This is a genomic window from Pontibacter sp. E15-1 (assembly GCF_022601975.1).
Taxonomy (GTDB): domain Bacteria; phylum Bacteroidota; class Bacteroidia; order Cytophagales; family Hymenobacteraceae; genus Pontibacter.
Genome location: NZ_JAKVIR010000008.1, coordinates 174638 through 191664, shown reverse-complemented (window position 1 = coordinate 191664; position 17027 = coordinate 174638). Strand labels below are relative to the sequence as shown.

Annotated in this window: 15 protein-coding genes and 1 tRNA gene; 7 read left to right on the top strand and 9 right to left on the bottom strand. The window is 52.8% G+C overall.

Annotated features, from left to right (window positions below):
• Positions 1-193 precede the first annotated feature (193 nt).
• Together MKJ04_RS07525 and MKJ04_RS07520 are read left to right on the top strand one after the other, a co-directional pair.
• On the top strand, positions 194-1222 hold the full coding sequence (locus MKJ04_RS07525) for a zinc-binding dehydrogenase (RefSeq protein ID WP_241640971.1): 1029 nt from the start codon (positions 194-196) through the stop codon (positions 1220-1222).
• A 236-nt stretch (positions 1223-1458) separates the two neighbouring features.
• Positions 1459-2166, top strand: coding sequence for a pseudouridine synthase (locus MKJ04_RS07520; RefSeq protein ID WP_241640970.1), 708 nt, complete (start codon positions 1459-1461; stop codon positions 2164-2166).
• Positions 2167-2199: 33 nt separating this feature from the next.
• On the opposite strand, the gene MKJ04_RS07515 is transcribed toward MKJ04_RS07520, so the two are convergent.
• The 6 genes from MKJ04_RS07515 to MKJ04_RS07490 form a co-directional block, all read right to left on the bottom strand.
• Positions 2200-3114 (bottom strand): DUF808 domain-containing protein, encoded by a 915-nt coding sequence (locus MKJ04_RS07515; RefSeq protein WP_241640969.1) that lies wholly within the window; start codon positions 3112-3114, stop codon positions 2200-2202.
• 871 nt (positions 3115-3985) lie between these two features.
• The gene (locus MKJ04_RS07510) at positions 3986-4774 is read right to left on the bottom strand and encodes an SDR family NAD(P)-dependent oxidoreductase (protein ID WP_241640968.1); all 789 of its coding nucleotides are present in this window, start codon (positions 4772-4774) and stop codon (positions 3986-3988) included.
• A 123-nt stretch (positions 4775-4897) separates the two neighbouring features.
• Positions 4898-4984 (bottom strand) — tRNA-Leu (locus MKJ04_RS07505).
• Positions 4985-4995: 11 nt separating this feature from the next.
• Positions 4996-5532, bottom strand: a complete 537-nt coding sequence (gene hscB / locus MKJ04_RS07500) for a Fe-S protein assembly co-chaperone HscB (RefSeq protein ID WP_241640967.1) — start codon at positions 5530-5532, stop codon at positions 4996-4998.
• A 238-nt stretch (positions 5533-5770) separates the two neighbouring features.
• Positions 5771-6061, bottom strand: coding sequence for a putative quinol monooxygenase (locus MKJ04_RS07495; protein WP_241640966.1), 291 nt, complete (start codon positions 6059-6061; stop codon positions 5771-5773).
• Between the two features lie 120 nt (positions 6062-6181).
• Positions 6182-6958, bottom strand: coding sequence for an S-adenosyl-l-methionine hydroxide adenosyltransferase family protein (locus tag MKJ04_RS07490; RefSeq protein ID WP_241640965.1), 777 nt, complete (start codon positions 6956-6958; stop codon positions 6182-6184).
• A gap of 98 nt (positions 6959-7056) precedes the next feature.
• Between MKJ04_RS07490 and MKJ04_RS07485 the strand changes: the two genes are divergently transcribed.
• The 4 genes from MKJ04_RS07485 to thiL all read left to right on the top strand — a co-directional run bounded on the left by MKJ04_RS07485 (position 7057) and on the right by thiL (position 12312).
• Positions 7057-8094 carry a PhoH family protein gene (locus MKJ04_RS07485; RefSeq protein WP_241640964.1) on the top strand — a complete coding sequence of 346 codons (1038 nt, stop codon included), beginning with the start codon at positions 7057-7059 and terminating at the stop codon, positions 8092-8094.
• Between the two features lie 326 nt (positions 8095-8420).
• Positions 8421-8849 (top strand): GNAT family N-acetyltransferase, encoded by a 429-nt coding sequence (locus MKJ04_RS07480; RefSeq protein WP_241640963.1) that lies wholly within the window; start codon positions 8421-8423, stop codon positions 8847-8849.
• Positions 8849-10969 carry a ComEC/Rec2 family competence protein gene (locus MKJ04_RS07475; RefSeq protein ID WP_241640962.1) on the top strand — a complete coding sequence of 707 codons (2121 nt, stop codon included), beginning with the start codon at positions 8849-8851 and terminating at the stop codon, positions 10967-10969. Before MKJ04_RS07480 ends, MKJ04_RS07475 begins: the two co-directional genes overlap by 1 nt.
• A gap of 317 nt (positions 10970-11286) precedes the next feature.
• A complete protein-coding gene (thiL, locus tag MKJ04_RS07470) occupies positions 11287-12312 on the top strand; it encodes a thiamine-phosphate kinase (protein WP_241640961.1) in 1026 nt (341 codons plus the stop codon).
• A gap of 184 nt (positions 12313-12496) precedes the next feature.
• Here thiL and MKJ04_RS07465 read toward each other — a convergent pair whose 3' ends face one another.
• Together MKJ04_RS07465 and rlmD are read right to left on the bottom strand one after the other, a co-directional pair.
• The gene (locus MKJ04_RS07465; RefSeq protein WP_241640960.1) at positions 12497-12865 is read right to left on the bottom strand and encodes a hypothetical protein; all 369 of its coding nucleotides are present in this window, start codon (positions 12863-12865) and stop codon (positions 12497-12499) included.
• A 93-nt stretch (positions 12866-12958) separates the two neighbouring features.
• Positions 12959-14371 (bottom strand): 23S rRNA (uracil(1939)-C(5))-methyltransferase RlmD, encoded by a 1413-nt coding sequence (gene rlmD / locus MKJ04_RS07460; RefSeq protein ID WP_317246710.1) that lies wholly within the window; start codon positions 14369-14371, stop codon positions 12959-12961.
• Positions 14372-14545: 174 nt separating this feature from the next.
• Between rlmD and MKJ04_RS07455 the strand changes: the two genes are divergently transcribed.
• A complete protein-coding gene (locus tag MKJ04_RS07455) occupies positions 14546-15352 on the top strand; it encodes an SDR family oxidoreductase (RefSeq protein ID WP_241640959.1) in 807 nt (268 codons plus the stop codon).
• Positions 15353-15443: 91 nt separating this feature from the next.
• Here the strand turns inward: MKJ04_RS07455 and MKJ04_RS07450 are convergent, their stop codons facing one another.
• Positions 15444-16718, bottom strand: a complete 1275-nt coding sequence (locus MKJ04_RS07450) for a hypothetical protein (protein ID WP_241640958.1) — start codon at positions 16716-16718, stop codon at positions 15444-15446.
• Positions 16719-17027 lie beyond the last annotated feature (309 nt).

Genomic DNA, 17027 nt, shown 5'->3' with positions numbered 1-17027 from the left:
TCCGGTGCCACGTCAGTGGCAGCCGTTAGGCAGGAAATGTACACAGTGCCGAGCGGGAAAACGCGCCCCAGCTTAAGTAGGGCCCCTACCCCAGGCGTGGAGCGCAAAGCAGGCTATGTTAACAAGGCTGTTCAATTTTTAAAAGAACCGTTATATTTCCAAGTTCCTGTTATCTTCAACCAAATCATAGCTTATGCTGGAGCGCCAGGTATACCGCATGCCCAAAGCGGGATCGATCACGAATCTTACACTTGTTACAGAGCCGCTTGGGCCGCCCGGACCAGAGGAAGTGTGCGTGAGCGTGCAGGCAATCGGGCTAAATTTTGCAGACATCTTTGCCATGCAGGGCCTCTACAGCGCCACACCAGCAGGGGCATTTATACCCGGCCTGGAGTTTTCCGGTGAGATTATGGCGGTAGGCGCAGCGGCGGGGGAGTGGAAAGTGGGTGACCGGGTGATGGGTGTCACGCGGTTTGGCGGGTATGTGTCGCACCTCAATCTCCAGCACCGCTATGTCATTCCGCTGCCCGATGCCTGGAGCTTTGCGGAAGGAGCCGGGTTTTTGGTGCAGGGACTCACGGCCTACTATGCACTTACCGAGTTGGGCAACCTGCAGCAAGGTATGGCGGTGCTGATACACAGTGCGGCGGGCGGTGTGGGCATTCTGGCGAACCGCATCTGTAAAAAATACGGTGCCTATACCATCGGTACGGTGGGCCATCCCTCCAAAGTTGATTTTCTGCGTGCCCAGGAAGCGTATGACGCCGTGATTCTCCGGGAGGGCGACTTTGCGGCGAAACTGAAAGATGCCCTGGCGGGCCGCCCGCTCCACCTGATCATGGAGTGCATAGGCGGCAAAATCCTGAAGCAGGGGTGGGAGGCGTTGGCTCCGATGGGCCGGATGGTGGTATATGGCAACGCCAGTTTCGCCAGCCACGGCGCCAGGCCCAACTATCCCAGACTTATCTGGAAGTTTCTCCGCCGCCCAAAGATCGACCCCTTGCGCCTGCCTTCCGAAAACAAGTCGCTCATGGGCTTCAACCTCATCTACCTCTATGAGCAGACAGACCTGATGCACCGGATGCTGCACGAGCTAAAGGCGCTCCGGCTACAGCCGCAGCATGTGGGCCATGTCTTTGATTTTGCGGAGATGCTGGAGGCCATTCAACTGTTTCAGCAGGGCAAAACGGTCGGGAAGGTGGTTGTCCGGCTTGGGGAGTAAACAGAGGTTGTTAAAATTTGTGGTTAATTTTGCTCGGTTACTTAACTTATCCTTAGAGCATGTTTAAATTTCGTTTTTGGAAGCGAAAACTGTTCAGGAAGGGTTCTGGCGAAACGTTTTTTGAGCCGCATAGCAGCGCTATGGGGTGATAAAAAGGCGAAGTCAGGTTCCTTTATGAACAATTTGCAGCCCAAAAGATGAAGTTTAAACATGCTCTTACTACCTCAACTGAATTCATGAAAACGCTTACCTATTCCCTGCAGCATTATGTGGTTCAGAAGGGCGGAATGTCTAACAAAGAGGCGGTGCAGTGCGTGCTGTCGGGCAGGGTGCTGGTGAACGGCAGGAAAGGGCTCCTCCGGCAGACGGTGCAACACCACGATGAAGTGCGCCTGGACGGGCAGGTACTGAAAGCCCCGCAAATGTTCACCTATATGGCCTTCCATAAGCCGCGCGGCATTGAGTCTACGCTCAACCCGAACATCCGGCATAACCTGCTGCAAACCATCCCGACAGCGCAGCGGGTGTATCCGGTGGGCCGCCTCGACAAGGAATCGGAAGGGCTGATGCTGCTGACAAACGACGGACAGATATATGGCCGCATCCTGCATGCCGAGCACCACCAAGAAAAGGAGTATAGCGTGACAGTAAACAAGCCCTTAACCCCGGAGGCGATCACGCAACTGGCGGCAGGCGTCGTGATTATGGGACAGCAAACCCGGCCCGCCCGCATCGCACAGCTCACCGAAAACTCCTTCACCATCGTCCTGACTCAGGGGCTGAACCGCCAGATCAGGCGCATGTGCTACAAGCTGGGGTACCAGGTGCAGCAACTCGTCCGGACCCGCATGGTGAACATCCGGTTGGGGGAGCTGCAGCCCGGGCAATGGCGCGACCTCAGCCCAAGCGAGCTACAGGAGTTGCGGCAAATTGTGGCCGCCTGATGCAGGAAGCCATACCATACGCGTGCCCATACCCTAAAACGCTTTGCGGATCAAGGCCACGATTTTCTCGATGATGGCACCCAGGATCAGGCCGCATATACCCAGAAGCAGCACCTTCGCCACCCAGGCCAAAACAGGAACATTGGCCAGCGCGTGTTCCAAGCTATCCAGCGCATGACTCGTAAACGGGAGGCCGTGGGCGATAATCTCGGCCCCGACCCACAGCATGGCTGCCGTCCCGACGTAGCCGAGGATTACTAAGAAGCGCGGCATGAGCTTTACAATCCCGCGCCCTATCTTCCGTACCTGCGGGTGGTGGTTCTCTTTGGCCATGTGCACGCCAATGTCATCGGCTTTCACGATCAGGCCCACAAAACCGTAAACGGCAACAGTGATGAAGATAGCCACAGCGAGCATCACGGCGATTTGCATCATCAACGGCTTGTCTGCCACACTGGCATAGGTAATGGCCACGATCTCAGAGGAGAGAATCAGGTCTGTGCGGACTGCGCCCTGCACTCTGGTTTTTTCGAGTTCCTCGGGCGTGGTAACCACTGGTTCCTGCCCTTCGCCGTGCGCCGCGTCCGGGTGCTTGCTAAACATCGAGTGGACTTTTTCATACCCCTCAAAACACAAATAGGCACCGCCCAGCATCAGGATAGGCGTGATGGCCCAGGGCGCAAAGAAACCCAGAAGCAGCGCAGCCGGACTTAAAAAAACGATTTTATTGATCACTGATTTTTTCGCGATCTGGAAAATGATCGAGAGTTCGCGGGAGGGGTCGAGGCCCACCACATACTTCGGCGTAACGGCGGTGTCGTCGATGACGATGCCGGATACCTTGCCCGTTGTTTTTGCCACTTGCGCAGGCACATCGTCCAGGCTCGCCGCGCTTACTTTTACCAATGCCGATATATCATCCAATAAAGCGAGTAGTCCTGAAGCCATTAGTTGTTTTTTGATTTATGAAGAAGACACAATTCCTGCTCTTTTTTCCGCCGTAACTGTTTGGCCAGTCACGGCCAGGCATCCAAAAAAGAGCTTTTTCCTGATGGGCAAATGAAGCATCCATGTATGAACGATCAATCTGCCGCAAGGGACGATATTACGAAATAAATTTATGAGCAGGCAATGGTTTAACGGAGACAGTACAATTTTCTGTTTTATACCTCAAATAAACCTCACCCCTCCTTGGATAAGGAGGGGCAGGGGTGGTTTGACCCGGCATTGTATTTACTGCAAAATCCTTTCATTGAATTTTTTTGCCAATTGATTCGTGCCCGATGCTACTTGTTGGTAATTGCGCTAATGCTTCTCCAAATTAAAAATTAGAAATTAAGAATTAGAAATGAGGCATAAAAGCCGTTCCCATGCATATAAAAACAAATGAAAACCTCGCCTGACTTCCCCAGGACTTTCGCATTTAATCGAAATACGGAGCGAAAGCAGTCTGCGGCCTGCCGTTGTTGTGTGTTCTCACCAACAACTTGTTGGTCAAAAGACGCAACAAGGGCAGCTTTGCGAAAGTCCTGTTCCCATTTAGTCATTACCTGAACAAGAGGATTGACGCGAGCTCTTTTTTGCTAGCGGTATAAGGCAGGTGATAGAAATAAACCACCCCGCCTGCGGCACCCCTCCTTGAAAAAAGGAGGGGAGTGGGGAAGTGAGATGGGCGATCAGCTCTCGTCTTCGTTCCGCCGTTGTTGGTGTTTTTATCATCAACTTAGCTTGATAGTGTTCTCTCGGGCATCAAAAAAGCCAGCCACCTGAACAATCTCAAGAAGCTGGCTAGGTTTATAGCTGTAAAGCTCAGAAGGCGCTACATCGAGCGATGGTTTTTGGCCATCTGCTTCATACCCTCGAAGTTCTGGATGGCATAGGCATCAATTTTTTCAGGCTCCAGGAAGTTAGTTTTAACCTGTTCCTCCCGTTCCTTGCCTCCCAAGATCACGTTTATTTCCTTGTTCAGCAGCCCTTCCACTGTCTCCCTGGCTACCTGTTCAGGCGTGTCCATTTCTCCGGCCCCGGCGGTTTTCATCATATCGGTGTCTGTGGCCGACGGGTAGACGGTCATCACATGGATCGGGTAGGCGTGCAGCTCTCTGCGCATCGCATTAGAGAATTGCGACACACCGGCTTTGGTAGCGGCATACACGCTGTAGAACGGCATGGCGATATGTCCAAGGCTAGAGGATATGTTGATGATGGCTCCTTCTTTGCTTTTTATCAAAAGCGGCAGCGCCTTCTTCGTCAGCAGGATCAGTCCGGTCAGGTTGATGTTTATCTGGCTGATGATATCCTCATCGCTTAGTTCCGAGAGCAAGCCTGCACTTACCACACCGGCGTTGTTGATCAGGATATCCAGCTCGCCCCATTTCTCGGTTACTGTGGCAACAGCCTTGTCGAGGTCGTCGGCCTTGGCCACATTGCCTTGTATGGGCAGGAAGTTAACCGAGGCAAACTCGGTTTTAAGCGCTTCTATCGGTTCTTTTCTTCTTGCCATCACGGCAATATCCTTCACACCGCGGTTCACCAGTTCCTGGATAAGCGATTTGCCTATACCCGCGCTTCCTCCTGTAATCAGTATCTTTTTGTTCTCTAAATCCATAAGTCTTCTTTTGATTGGTGTATGAACAGATAAAATAGGTTCTATAAAATAAAAATTAAATTCCGCCCCCTAAAACCAAAAAAGCCTTGCAAGATTTAACTTACAAGGCTTTGTGTTTTGTGATGGTACCCGGAGCCGGAGTCGAACCGGCACGAGTGTAACCTCATTGGTGTTTGAGACCAACGCGTCTACCAATTCCGCCATCCGGGCGTGTTCCCCTTTCAGGAACGTGCTGCAAACTTAGATAAACTTTCTTGAATGCGCAACAGGTATTTTTTCTTCAGATAGTAGGTTTTTACCTGCTGCAGGGCCTCTTCTTTTGTAACTCCATGAAGCTCAGGATAACGCTGCAAAACCGGCAGCACATCGTTGTCTAGTTGGGCCACCACGCCGCTGCTTTTTTCCCCGATCTCGTGCAGTTTTGCGGCATCGAAGTCAAACTCCAGCTCCATCAGTTCCTCGTTCAGCTCCATCATTTCCATCAGGAAGTCGGAGGGAAGCTCGTTTTTGCCGCCTTCCTCCAGCAGGCCGTGCTCCTTCAGGATGTACTGCATGCGCAGGTCCGGATTGGAGAGGGTGCGGTAGGCATTGGTGTTTTGGGTAGAGAGCTGCAGAATCTCCTGCTGTTTCTCTTGCGACTCGTTAGCGTAAAAATCCGGGTGGTACTCGCGGCTGAACTTGTAGTAAATGTTTTTCAGGGCCTTCTCGTCCAGTAGAAAATTCTCCGGTATATCGTAAAACTCAAAGTAGTTGCTCATCGATCAAGTGTCATGTAACGTGTAGCCATACCTGCCACGGCGGCAGATTGTCTCTAGCAAAGGTACAGCAAAAGCCATCGGTTTGTTTTGAAGGGGGAGCAACAAAGTAGCCAGCACTTTGCTTCGTTTATACCATATTGGCCTTTGCGGGAGGAAGGGAACGGCTTTTTGGGGCTGCTGGCAAGACACTCACAGGTTTTGCAAACACTGTGAGGTCTGGTCTGCGGCGAACCTGGCCTTATACCGTTACCCGCTCATGCGACCAGGCCTGCGGTTTGTCGGCAAACAGTGCTTTCGTCGCTTTCCATACCTGCCCGAATAGCTCCGAGTCGCGGTAATTGTTCAGGTGCTCTTCCGAGTCCCAGAGGCTGTAGGTGCTGTATACGTTGGGGTGGTTGATGTCCTGGAGCAACTCTACGTGGTTGCACCCTTCAAAGGCCCCGATCTTTTCTTTTGAGTTCCGGAAAATCTTCAAAAACTCACCTGTCTTGTCTTCCCGAAACGTCATCCGGACAATGCGTACGATCATACTTATTAATTTTGAGTAATTGACTTTTGAACAACTGAATGCAAGTAATTTTTTAACCACGCTCTCATTCACTCCAGCACACTCATTCAATTATTCAGTCATTCAAAATTCAGAATTAACTTAACTTCCCGGGTAAAAGCGCACGTCTACCTGCGAGTCGAAGCCGAGGCCGAGCAGCTCGGCGGCGTGGCCCTTGTTGATGCCGATGCAGAGCTGGCCCTGGCTGTTGTAAATGCAGCAGCAGTCGCCGTCGTCGGTTTGGTTGTAGTTCGGGAAGATCCGGCAGATCGTCTCGCGGCCAAAGTGGATGGTAAAGGTGCGGCCATGCGCGATGGTGTCAATGCTGTCGGAGGTGATGTTGGTGATCAGGTTTCCGTAGCGGTCCACATGGATGACGTGGCCAGTGATGGCGTGGTCGTTGAGGCGGAGCTGCCGGCTCAGCAGTTGCTGGAACTGGTTCGTGCGCTCGCCGAGCACCTCCAGTTCGCCGCCTTTGGCTAGGTATACCGCCGCTTGCGCCAGGAGGTCTTTGGCCGGGAAGGGCATCAGGGGCAGGTCGGCCTTCAGCTCTACCACCGCATCCGGCTGCCCGTCTGTCAGGAGCGAGAGCAGCCCGTTGTCGGCCAGCAGGAAGTAGTGGCCCTTGTAGCGGGCCGCATGAAACCTGCCCTGCTTGCTGCCGTGCGTGTCCACGGCGATCAGGTGCACCGTGCCCTCCGGGAAGTCGGCGTAAACCGCGCCCAGCACGTACTGGGCGTGGGCGATGTTGTACGGCTCGATGGCATGCGACACATCCACAATCGTGGCTTGCGGCTCCTGAGAGAGAATTTTGGCCTTCACTGCCGCCACGTAATGGTCGGTGTACCCAAAGTCTGAAGTAAACGTAATAAGCGCCATAGTGCGAACTATAATCTGTGTAGATTTGTATTAAAAGTAATCATAATTTACTTAATTTAAAGAAATATTACCCACTCACTATATACAGGAGCAATAATTTGGTAGAGAAAGTAATCATATTAGAGAATATCTCTCTAATTGATTTTCTGGGGACAGAGAATCAGAACATCAAGCAACTGGCCGCTGCCTTCCCAAGCAGTAAAATTATCTCAAGGGGCAACGAGATCAAGATTCAGGGCCAGACTCCAGAGATTACCAAGATCCACGAAATCCTCGGATCGCTGATAGACCATTACCACAAGTTCGGAAAGATTACGCACAGCAGTGTAAATAGATACCTGTCTGCCGACTCTTTTACAGACGAAGAAGTGATCGTTACTTCTCCGAATGTGATTATATATGGCAGCCAGGGCGGCGTGATCAAAGCCAAAACGCCTAACCAGCAAAAGCTGGTGGACGCGGTGGAGAAGAACGACCTGGTGTTTGCCCTGGGGCCTGCCGGTACCGGTAAAACCTACGTGTCGGTGGCGATGGCGGTGCGCGCCCTCAAAAACAAGGAGGTGAAGAAGATTATCATCTCGCGGCCGGTGGTGGAGGCGGGCGAGAGCCTTGGTTTCCTGCCCGGCGACATGAAGGAGAAAGTGGACCCGTACCTGCGCCCGATTTACGACGCCCTGGAGGACATGATCCCGACGGAAAAGCTGAAATACTATCAGGAGAACAAGATCATCGAGATTGCGCCGCTGGCGTATATGCGTGGCCGAACGCTGAACAATGCCTTCGTGCTGCTGGACGAGGCGCAGAACACCACGCCTGCCCAGATGAAGATGTTCCTGACGCGTATGGGCCCGAACGCCAAAGTGATGGTGAACGGCGACTGGTCGCAGGTGGATTTGCCGCGCAACCAGCGCTCCGGCCTGATGGAGGTGCTGAACATTTTGCGCGGTGTAAAAGGCATCGCCTTTGTAGAGATGAGCGCCGAAGATGTGGTGCGCCACCGCCTGGTGCGCGACATCGTGCAGGCGTACTCCAAACTGGAGGAAGAGCGCCGTGCCGTGCGGGAAGAAGCGAAAGCCCTGGATAACGGTTCGGCCATACCCTATAACAACCAGCGGCGGCAGCGACAGGCTGACTAGTTCGCAGACGCAAAGAAGAGACGCAAGAATTTGTGTCTCTTCTTTGCGTTTAAAACGAGCTGTCCGGAGCAATCCTGTCATTTCGACGGTAGGAGAAAGCTGAATTAATTCCCAGCATTGCTAATGTTCAGCTATCTACCCAAGGTCGAGATGGCAAACAGGTATAGCAGAAAGGCAAAATCGTTTGGCCAGGTCGGGTTGCAAACCCGACATTATAGTCAGACACGGGTTATAAACCCGCGCCATGGTAGGTCATAAAGAACATTATAAAAAGAGAGCAAATACTTTGGGAACTCATATCCCGATATTCGTATCCTATTTCCTATATGATCACATCTAAAAGAATAGAAGAGGCACAAGACCTGAAAGCTGCGTTCCGTATCCGGGAGCAGGTGTTTGTGGAGGAGCAGCAAGTGCCCCGCGAGGCAGAGTATGACCAGCATGAAGACAGTGCCCGGCATTACCTGGCCACCTATGAAGGCGTGCCCTGCGGCGCGGCGCGCTGGCGGGTAACAGACCAGGGTGTGAAACTGGAGCGCTTTGCCGTGTTGGCGACCTACCGCAATAAAAACGTAGGCGCGGAGGTGCTGCGGAATGTGCTGGAGGATGTGCGACAGGAGCAACCCGGCAGCAAAATCTACCTGCACGCCCAACTGCCAGCCGTTAACTTTTACAAACGCCACGGCTTTGCACCCGAAGGCGATATGTTTACGGAGTGCGACATACAGCACTATAAAATGGTATACAGAGGCTGATGCTGCGGTGGGCGCCATACCCTTTTATCCGTATCGCGCTTAGCCTGATAGCAGGCATTTTAGTGTATTTTGCCTGGGGCAAAGACTTCCACTACAGTTTGGAGGTCTTTGCTTTTTTTGTTGCCCTATACCTGGCGGCTTTCCTTTATGCCCGACGTGCCCGAACATACCATGCCACCGACCTGGCCGGCTTGCTTGGGCTGCTCTGTTTTGTGAGCCTAGGGTTTTGGGCCACGCACCTGCATACCCCCGCCAACAGTGCAGCCCATATCACATACCTGCCCCAGCAGCCCTCATACTATACCGGAGTGGTGGCAGATTATGTGGTGCAGAAGCCCGGTTACCAGCAAACAGTATTAGAGGTGCAGCAGGTGCAGGTGGATCGGGTATGGCAGCCGGCCGAGGGTCGGGTGCAACTCTCGCTTCCGCATGATGGAGCCTTGGCGTATGAGGTTGGGTATGGCGATGTGCTGCTGGTGAAAGGACCTCCGCAACCCGTTCCGCCGGCAGCCAACCCAAACCAGTTCGACTACCGCGCCTACCTCGCCAACAAAGGCATTTACCACCGCCATTACCTGCAGCCATTTCAGTTTCAGAAAATAGGCGCCGCCCCGCCAAATGCCCTGGTGTATGCCAGTATCCAACTCCGGCGCAACCTCGACCAGTTGCTGCGAGAGCGGGTGCAGGAGCGGCAAGCCTATGCCATCTCCTCCGCCCTGATCCTAGGTGTGAAAGACGACCTCGACAACGCCATCCGAAATGCCTATGCCAGTACGGGCACCATGCACGTGCTAGCGGTGTCGGGCTTGCATGTGGGGCTCATTTATCTTGTCCTGAACTGGTTGCTGGGTCGCTTTGCCCCATCAAGGCGGCAGCGGGTAGTCAAAGCCGTGCTGGTGCTCAGTTTCCTGTGGACCTACGCCTTCCTGACAGGGCTTTCGCCGTCGGTGCTGCGGGCCGTGGTCATGTTCAGTATGGTGGCGGTGGCAGATGCCATCCGGCGGCAGACCAACATCTATAACACCATCGCGATTGCGGCCACTGGGCTGCTCTTGCTCAACCCATATAACCTTAAGGAGGTCGGCTTCCAGCTCTCGTTCCTGGCGGTGCTGGGTATAGTGTATCTGCAACCGAAGTTCTACAAGTTGCTGGAGGTAGATAATTATGCATTGGATAAGGTATGGATGTGGTTTACTGTGTCCGTGGCTGCGCAGCTGGCCACCTTGCCGCTGGGGCTGTTCTATTTCCATCAGTTTCCGGTATACTTCTGGTTTGCCAACCTGGTGGTGGTGCCGGCCGCCACGCTGGTGTTGTATACCGGCCTTTCTGCCCTTGCCCTTAGTTGGGTGCCGGGGGTAAGTTGGTTGCTGTTCTGGGCACATGGATGCCTGATCGGGGGTATGAATTGGTTTAACCTGTGGGTGCAGCGCCTGCCCTTCGCCGTCCTCAACGGAATCGACATTACCGGTGTTCAAACGTGGTTGTTGTATCTGCTTTTGAGTTTGGTATTGTTATTCCTGGCCCTGCGGAAACTGCGCTATTTCGCCCTGGCAACAGCGGTAGTTGCCGTGCTGTCGGCACAGGCGATCGGAGAGGAGTTGGAACAACAGGAGCAGATGCTCTTGACGGTATACAATGTGCGCGGGTCAACAGGAATGGCATTGGTGCAGGGGCAGCATGCCACGGTGCTGGCCGATTCTCTTTTACTTCGGGAAGAGCAGAATTATACCTATAACCTGCAACCCCATCTCTGGCACCTCGGCATCAGTCAGCCACAAATCACGGATATAGCGGTTCCTTTTCCGGACAATAATGGGCTGGCGCATACTGTTTTGCCGGACAGCAACAGCCTGCTGGTATGGCATGGAAAACGGATGCTCTTTTTATCGCACCCACCTAAGCTACAGGCACAACAGACTTTGCCGCTGGATTATCTTTTCGTACGCCGCAACGTGCGCCTATGGCCCCGCGACCTGCAGCGCTATGCTGCCAAAAAAGTCATTCTCGATGCCTCCAATAGCCCCTGGTACCGCGAGCGATTGCATCAGCAACTGGATACGCTGGGGATCACTTATTATGATGTGGCAGATTCCGGGGCGTTTGTGGTGAGGTTACGGTAAGTTGATTTTCTATACCGGGTCCAACCACCCCCGGCCCCTCCTTGTCCAATCGAGGGCCCCAACCCCCAGGAGGGGAGTTTTGGCACTTCAGCCGTTATTGCCGTGTCATGGATATATTTCTGTATTCTGACTTTATTAAAAACACGACTCAGCAGTAACCACAGAGCGTAACGTTGGTAATGTATGAAGCAGATTCCCCTCCTTGGACAAGGAGGGGCTAGGGGTGGTTGGACCCGGCCTCACAACGTCGCCTTTCACTTGGGAATGACTTCTTGCTTTGATTTCCGTATCTTTGCACATCCAAAAGAAAAATGAGCATGAGCGAATATACCCCTTTGAGTGAGCTTGGTGAGTTTGGCCTGATCAAGCTGATAAACGAGAAAATTGAATTGCGAAACACCTCTACCATCAAAGGCATCGGCGACGATGCGGCGGTGCTGGAACCCCAGTCGAAGCAAATTGTGGTTTCTACCGATATGCTGCTGGAAGGCGTGCATTTCGATCTGACCTTCTGCCCCTTGAAGCACTTGGGTTACAAGGCTGTGGCCGTCAACGTGTCGGATATTGCGGCGATGAACGCGACACCGACCCAGATTACCGTGAACGTTGCTCTGGGTGCGCGCTATACCGTGGAGGCTGTGGAAGAACTCTACGAAGGCATCCGGCTGGCCTGCGAGAACTACAAAGTAGACCTGGTGGGCGGCGACACCACTTCCTCACATGCCGGCCTTGTAATTAGCGTGACGGCGATCGGGGAGATTGGCAAGGGCGAGGCGGTGCTGCGCAGCGGTGCCCGCGTGAACGACCTGGTATGCGTGACCGGTGACCTGGGCGCTGCCTATATGGGCTTGCAGGTGCTGGAGCGCGAAAAGCAAGCATTTATGGCCAATCCCGACATGCAGCCAGAACTGGAAGGCAAGCAGTATATTGTCGGCCGCCAGTTGCGCCCTGAGGCACGTATGGATGTGATCTATGAATTGCGCGAGCTGGATATTAAGCCGACGGCGATGATCGATATTTCTGATGGCCTGGCCTCCGAACTGATGCACATCTGCAGCCAGTCGGGAGTAGGCGCGACGGTGTATAAAGACAACCTGCCCGCCGACAGTCAGATGCTGGAAACAGCCGTAGAGTTTAACCTCGACCCGATCACCTGCATCATGAACGGTGGCGAGGATTATGAACTGCTTTTCACCATACCTTTGGCTGACTACGACAAAGTGAAAAACCACCCCGACATCACCGTGATCGGTAACATCACCGAGGCAAGCTCTGGCGTAAACCTTGCCAACAAGCACGGCCAGGCCTTTCCGCTACATGCGCAGGGGTGGAAGCATTTTTAGTCACGAGGAGCGTATCACGATTTACGTATCAAGTAGCACGACAAATAAGAAGAGGGAGACCGTACTGGCTCCCTCTTCTTATTTTATATATAGCTACCCCTATTAAGCTTAAGCCAGCAAAAATAAGGCTAGGCGCCACTTAAACATTTGTCGTGCTTCGTGCTACGAGATACGTGCTACGTTATCAATCCTCCGGGAAGGGTATGAACACAAAGTTCTGGAAGTCGTCGTCTACTACAAACAGGCAGCAGAATTCGTCGGGGTCTTTGTAGGCGGCCTTAAAGTCATCAGCTTTATCCTCCAGCACCAGCTGGCGCTGCACGAAATCCTCCAGATAGGATGCGTTGATGTGCCACTCCAGGGCTACTTCCTCTTTGTTTAAAAAATTAGAGCCCACCGGTACCTGCGTGCGGCTGAACACAAAGATCGGGTAGTCCGATATCTTGCGTTTGCGCACCTGGTATGAGGCTTCCTTCAGTGTCTCGGCCACCACCACAAAATCCTTGGAAATTGTGCCGAGGTATTTACCGTTTAATTCCGGATCGTTTTCCATAATTATTTTTTGGGACTCAAGATTTTAGACACAGGACACAAGACTTTTAAAATTCTCCTTCTGGAAAAAAGTCTAACGTCTTGTGTCTATCATCTAACGTCTATTCAACAATACTATATTCTCTACGTGATGCGTTTGCGGAAACATATCCACGGGCTGCACACGCGTTACGTCATACTTCACATGCAAGAGTTCCAGGTCGCGGGCCTGCGTGGCGGGGTTGCAGCTTACGTACACAATGCGCTCCGGGTGCACCTCCAGCAGTTTTGCCACCACATCCTCGTGCATACCTGCGCGTGGCGGGTCGGTAATCACCACATCCGGTCTGCCGTGTTTTGCGATCAGCTCATCCGAAAGAATGTCTTTCATGTCGCCGGCATAAAAGGTAGTGTTGGTGATGTCGTTGATCTGCGAGTTGATCCTGGCGTCTTCGATGGCGCTTGGCACATACTCAATGCCGATCACCTCGCGGCACTGCTTCGCCACGAAATTGGCAATGGTGCCTGCCCCGGTATACAGGTCATATACCAGCTCGTCACCGGTTAGGCCAGCCAGTTCGCGGGTGAGGCGGTATAGCTCGTACGCCTGGTCGGCGTTGGTCTGGTAGAAAGACTTTGGCCCCACACGGAATTTTATACCCTCCATTTCCTCATATATGTAGGGCAGGCCGTGGTAGCATACCACGTCCAGGTCGTGGTACGTCTCGTTGCCTTTTCCATTCACCACATACTGCAGCGATGTGATTTCCGGGAAGGTGGTTTGCAGGTGCTGCATAATGCCCTCAATGGCCTCCGCGTCGTTGCGGAATACCTGCAGAATCACCATTAGCTCGCCGGTGTTGGCTGTACGGATGATGAGGTTGCGCAGGAAACCGTCCATTTGCAGGACATTAAAAAACTCCAGCCCATGGGCACGGCCATACTCCCGAACTGCCAGGCGAATGGCGTTCGACGGATCGGGCTGCAGATAGCAATGCTGGATGTCCAGGATCTTATCGAAACGGCCCGGTATATGGAAGCCAAGCGCATTGCGGTCAAACTCCTCCCCGGACTTGATCTGCTCGTTGGTAAGCCAGCCGTTGTTCGAGAAGGTGAATTCCAGCTTGTTGCGGTAATAGCGTGTTTTGGCTGAGCCCAGAATCGGGTCAAACTCTGGCAGAGGCACTTTGCCGATACGCTCCAGGTTGTCCTTTACCTGCTTCTGCTTGTAGTGCAACTGCGTGTCGTAGCCGATGTGCTGCCATTTGCAGCCGCCACATACCCCAAAATGCTCACAAAAAGGCTCCACCCGCAAATCAGAGTACTCGCGGAATGCCACAGGCTGAGCCGCCAGAAAGCTTTTCTTCTTGCGTGTAATGCGCAGGTCCACCACGTCGCCGGGGGCCACGCCTGTCACAAAAATGACCATGTTTTCATGGCGCGCCAGGCACTTTCCCTCGGCCACCATCTCCTCGATCTTAATATTTTCGAGAATCTCGAATTTGTTCTTCTTATGCTTATTTCTCACGATGGTGCAAAAGTACGAAAATCCTGGCTCTCCATAAACCTGAGGAAAGATTCTGTTATACCCCGGCCTTGCCATTATTTTGTGCCCAACGGATATAACAAGATGCCCACGCAAACAATCGGCAATCAACAAGAAGCTTTATCTTTGCGGTGTTTCAATCACGGATTCAGCAGCATGAAAGATAAAGTAGTTTTAATAACAGGCGGTACCTCCGGAATAGGCCGGGCACTGGCCTTTGCGTTTGGCAAGGCTGGTGCAAAAGTGGCCTTCTCGGGCCGCAAGCCCCAGGGCCTTAGCGAGACAACCGATGCCCTCTTCGCAGCCGGTATAGAGAACCTGGCCATACAGGCCGACGTGAGCCAGGAGGCGGACTGCGCACGCATGGTGCAGGAGACGGTGACGAAATACGGACGATTGGATATCCTGATCAACAACGCAGGTATCTCGATGCGGGCGCTGTTCGAAGACCTTGACCTGGCTGTGCTAAAGCAGGTAATGGACATCAATTTCTGGGGCACGGTATACAGCACCAAGTATGCGCTGCCCTACATTAAACAGGCGAAAGGCTCCGTTATCGGCATCTCGTCGGTGGCGGGTTACAGAGGCTTGCCTGCCCGCACCGGGTACTCGGCCTCGAAGTTTGCCATGCACGGTTTCCTGGAGACGTTGCGCACGGAGCTGCTTTACTCGGGCGTGCACGTGTTGCTGGCCTGCCCGGGCTTTACGGCGTCTAACATCCGGAATTCAGCCTTGGCCGCCGACGGACATCAGCAGGGCGAAACCCCGCGCGCGGAAGAGAAGATGATGAGTGCCGAGGAAGTGGCCGACAGGATTCTGATCGCCACCAAAAAACGCAAGCGCGACCTGATCATGACCACACAAGGCAAGCTGGCGGTATGGGTAAACAAGCTGTTCCCAAGCCTGGCCGACAAGCTAGTATACAACGTGATGGCCAAAGAGAAAGACTCGCCGCTGAAGTAGTTCGTTGTTCGTTTTTCGTTGCTCGTTTTTCGATTTTAAGTACACGAAAAACGAGCAACGAAAAACGAACAACGAAAAAAATCTTGATTAGTTAAAAGAAGAAGAATGATCCGCCTCCGCCTTCAAAGCGTGGGTTAACCACGTTGTTGAACAGCGAGCCGAAGCGGTAGCGGATACCGAAGTTCACGTAAAAGTCGTAGTTGGAATTGAGCTGGCGTCGGCGTGTCAGCAGGTCTTCCCCGGACACCTCTCCCTTTACAATGTTCAGCTGGTCGTGTTGGATGGCGTAGTAGCCGCCCACGTTGAACGACAGCCCTTTCACGAGGCGCACATCCCCGAAACCGGAGAAAGACAGGCGCTTTTTGGAGAAGTCGTGGAAGTAGTGGCTGTAGGAGGTAGAGCCGCTGATCTGTCCCCATTTCTGGTTTAAGCTTACGTCCAGCGAGAGGCTTTCCTGGAAACGGAGTTCGCTGGTCTGCGAGTAAATCGTTTCCTCTTTGTAGTTAAAATAGCGCGGCCCGACTTTATACATCAGCCCCACATACTTGTTGTTAGATTCGGAGTAGGGGAAGAAGTTATACTCAACGGCCGGCATCACGCTCAGGTCGAGCTCGTAGTTGTTGTAGTCTGATTTGCTGGCTCCTAAATAACCACCTGCCGAAAGATGGTTGCCGAGAGACCATACCGTCATGTTGTTGAAACTGTAGCGCTCGTTGGTATAGGTAAACTCCTCATCGCCCTCGCCAAAGCGGTTCTTGTTTTTGCTGGCGTCCAGCGAGAAGTTTGTCTTCAGCTTGTCGGTGACACGGCCTGCGGTAATCCCTCCGCTCAGGTTGCTGCTCGAATAGTTTTTGTCGCCGTTAAAATAGCCGCGCGTCCGGAGATTGAACACCCAGAAATTCCAGGGGTCTTCGTCTGGGTTGGTAGCTATTTCCGCTGCGGCGTCTCCTTCCTTAAACCCGATAACCAACTCATTAGCTTTGTCGGTTTTTAGGAGGTAGGGGAGGAGTCCCAGTTTGAGTTTCTCCACGGCTTCTTTTCGGTTCTCATCGTCGGTAGCCGTGGCCTGTCGGATATAGGTCCTGGTGTCGCGCATCCCTTCAAACTTGCCCTGCCCCTCAAACTGCAGCTTGTATTCGCGTCCGCCGCTTCCGGTTTCCTGCGCCGTGACCAGCACATATACCGTTGATTGGAAGCGGTCGTTCACATAGTCCACAAAAGAGATTTCGCGTTTGATGTAGTCTTTGTCGCAAAAGGCCTGACAATCAAGGTAAACCCTGAGGTTCTCGCTTTTGGTTGCTGGCGTTTGCGCCTGAACGGTAAAGGCGCTGCACAGAAGCAACAGCATCAGAAAAGTTGTTTTCATGAAGAGGGTAGGTATAAATTGCGCAAAATTGCTTGCCAATATAAGCAAATTAAGATGTAATCGATATGCTTTGGAATGGGATTATTTTACGCTTACCCGAGAGGTGGCAATTGCTGTGCAGCCAGTGAATCCAGCGTTGCGCCGGTAGTCAGCGGATTCTCTTTTTGAGGGATGGGAAACCGATAGCAAAGGCTGTTGATTTTAATGATTAGCCGCTGAAAATAAGCATGTTAGCTCACTGAACTAATTCAACTGAATTTCAAAACCGTTTTACAGCTTGCTTTCGAAAACACGCAGCAAGTGCGGAGA

What these genes read in the sequence shown, in the direction of transcription:
- MKJ04_RS07525 (WP_241640971.1), top strand. Translation starts at nt 194, where the DNA reads ATGCTGGAGCGCCAGGTATACCGCATGCCCAAAGCGGGATCGATCACG.
- MKJ04_RS07520 (WP_241640970.1), top strand. Translation starts at nt 1,459, where the DNA reads ATGAAAACGCTTACCTATTCCCTGCAGCATTATGTGGTTCAGAAGGGC.
- MKJ04_RS07515 (WP_241640969.1), bottom strand. Translation starts at nt 3,114, where the DNA reads ATGGCTTCAGGACTACTCGCTTTATTGGATGATATATCGGCATTGGTA.
- MKJ04_RS07510 (WP_241640968.1), bottom strand. Translation starts at nt 4,774, where the DNA reads ATGGATTTAGAGAACAAAAAGATACTGATTACAGGAGGAAGCGCGGGT.
- hscB (WP_241640967.1), bottom strand. Translation starts at nt 5,532, where the DNA reads ATGAGCAACTACTTTGAGTTTTACGATATACCGGAGAATTTTCTACTG.
- MKJ04_RS07495 (WP_241640966.1), bottom strand. Translation starts at nt 6,061, where the DNA reads ATGATCGTACGCATTGTCCGGATGACGTTTCGGGAAGACAAGACAGGT.
- MKJ04_RS07490 (WP_241640965.1), bottom strand. Translation starts at nt 6,958, where the DNA reads ATGGCGCTTATTACGTTTACTTCAGACTTTGGGTACACCGACCATTAC.
- MKJ04_RS07480 (WP_241640963.1), top strand. Translation starts at nt 8,421, where the DNA reads ATGATCACATCTAAAAGAATAGAAGAGGCACAAGACCTGAAAGCTGCG.
- MKJ04_RS07475 (WP_241640962.1), top strand. Translation starts at nt 8,849, where the DNA reads ATGCTGCGGTGGGCGCCATACCCTTTTATCCGTATCGCGCTTAGCCTG.
- thiL (WP_241640961.1), top strand. Translation starts at nt 11,287, where the DNA reads ATGAGCGAATATACCCCTTTGAGTGAGCTTGGTGAGTTTGGCCTGATC.
- MKJ04_RS07465 (WP_241640960.1), bottom strand. Translation starts at nt 12,865, where the DNA reads ATGGAAAACGATCCGGAATTAAACGGTAAATACCTCGGCACAATTTCC.
- MKJ04_RS07455 (WP_241640959.1), top strand. Translation starts at nt 14,546, where the DNA reads ATGAAAGATAAAGTAGTTTTAATAACAGGCGGTACCTCCGGAATAGGC.
- MKJ04_RS07450 (WP_241640958.1), bottom strand. Translation starts at nt 16,718, where the DNA reads ATGAAAACAACTTTTCTGATGCTGTTGCTTCTGTGCAGCGCCTTTACC.